A 1,749-nucleotide genomic window follows, 5' to 3' on the forward strand; every position below is an offset into this window, starting at 1 on the left:
GTAAACATCCTCTTCGCCATAAGGCATCCTCCATATTAAAATCGATACTTGATTCCAGAAAGCTATCCCTTCCTGCGTATATGAGAAGTGATAGATATTTCCCAATCATAACCGGGTCTGCTTTCCTCTTCCTAAACATGGCAAACAAAGCCCATGCTTTTCGACGCTGTTCTCGCTGCAGGGATTTGAAGTCTACAAGGGGTAATCTTTCCATCAGTTCAGCTTCCAAGAGGTTCCCTTCTAAGTAGGCCAAACAGCTTTGTATTTCGCTTTCAGAGAAACCTGCGGTTTGCCAAACATCTGTCATTTCGTTTACATRCATGTATATTGTCAAGGTGATCCCCCTTTTATCAGCTAAAATAAAACAAGGAGCAACTGCTGAGGCAGATTTGCTCCTTCGTATATACAACCATTAAAACACAAATGTTGACCGCATTTTCTTCTCCATCATGGCTTTAATCTCATGTAACAATTGAATGGAAGCTTCGATTTCGACTTTACGAGTGGAGACACTCTCAACACTGCACCCGATAGGAATCCCTTTTTCTAGGCCGAATTCGAAAATTTCTTCGAAAATTTGTTGCGATACCGCTACGGATTTGTCTAAAACATCATGTGAGAATTTCAAATCATTTTCCAACCATTTCGGTATGCTGATCCCTAGCCATTTCATAAATTCCAGTGTCTTGGTGGATCCGCAAGGCGCAATATTCATTAAAATCGGGACCATGTCTAGTTTATTTTCTTTACAATGATAATAATAATCCGATAAGAAGTTCTTAGACGCTTCAACATTATAAGTTGCTTGAGAAATGAAGAACCGACTTCCACTCGCTATTTTGCTAACCATTCTAAGATGCTCATCATCTTTTTTCATGTGTCTTTCTGGGATGACAACTGCACCTAAAGTTAGATTATCATTTAGCTTTTTGCTTAACTCATAGGCTTCTGGCAGTCCCATACTTACTTCTTGCTTACTGGAAGATGCCCCGACAAACACGGAAAATCGATCTTCATCAAGGTCAGATTGAATCCATTCCGATAATTGCTCCTCTGTATATTTACCCACACAGCGATAGATAATTTTCGGGATATTTAACGTGGTTAAATACTCCTTACTGTATGTTGTTGGATCAACCGTTTGTAAATAAGGAAAAGGTCGATCTTGATCTATGCGATCACTTTCCTCCTGCACATCATAGAGAATTAAGCCATCTATTTGAAGCTTCTGAAGCCGCTCACATTGTTTTTGTGCAATCTCAGCCATTTTCTCTAACGATTGTGTTTCCTTAGGCRGTGTCATACCGTAGGTGATGATACCAGGTTCTCTTCGAAGTATTTTATCTTTTAACATCAGCTTACCTACCTATCTTCCTAATTTCCGAAAAAATGAATTCATAGTAAACTACTCGGTATTGTATATTTCGACCCCAATTAGCTAATTCCTTTTCAAATCGATACAGTCTTTATTGGAATTTTTTTCTCATAAAAGCCAAACTTGCCGCAAACTCCTTCTCCGGATCATGAACGGTACACTCCGCGGAAATCATACCTTTATAGCCTGACGCTTTCAATGCAGATACAAATTGATCATAGGGATACTGCCCTGTCCCCGGCGACAACCGCCCGGTATCGGCAAGATGGATATGCTGAAGCCACTCTTTATTTTCGATAAGTGTAGACAGCGGATCCTGCTCTTCATCCATATGATAGAAATCTGCCAAAACCCGAACCGACAGATGATTGACC

The 1,749-nt window shown here is 40.1% G+C and carries 3 protein-coding genes; all 3 read right to left on the reverse strand.

Annotated elements, in window-relative coordinates:
- Positions 1–307: hypothetical protein (locus tag AC1DVJ_RS30820; RefSeq protein WP_477596718.1), on the reverse strand; the 307-nt coding region annotated here is incomplete at its 3' end.
- Positions 308–412: 105 nt separating this feature from the next.
- Positions 413–1,354: a methylenetetrahydrofolate reductase gene (locus tag AC1DVJ_RS30825; RefSeq protein WP_477596720.1), complete on the reverse strand. Its 942-nt coding sequence runs from the start codon at positions 1,352–1,354 to the stop codon at positions 413–415.
- 112 nt (positions 1,355–1,466) lie between these two features.
- A partial coding sequence (locus tag AC1DVJ_RS30830; protein WP_477596722.1) for a sugar phosphate isomerase/epimerase family protein occupies positions 1,467–1,749 on the reverse strand: 283 nt, incomplete at its 5' end.

This window comes from Paenibacillus sp. P4_A9, assembly GCF_056402415.1.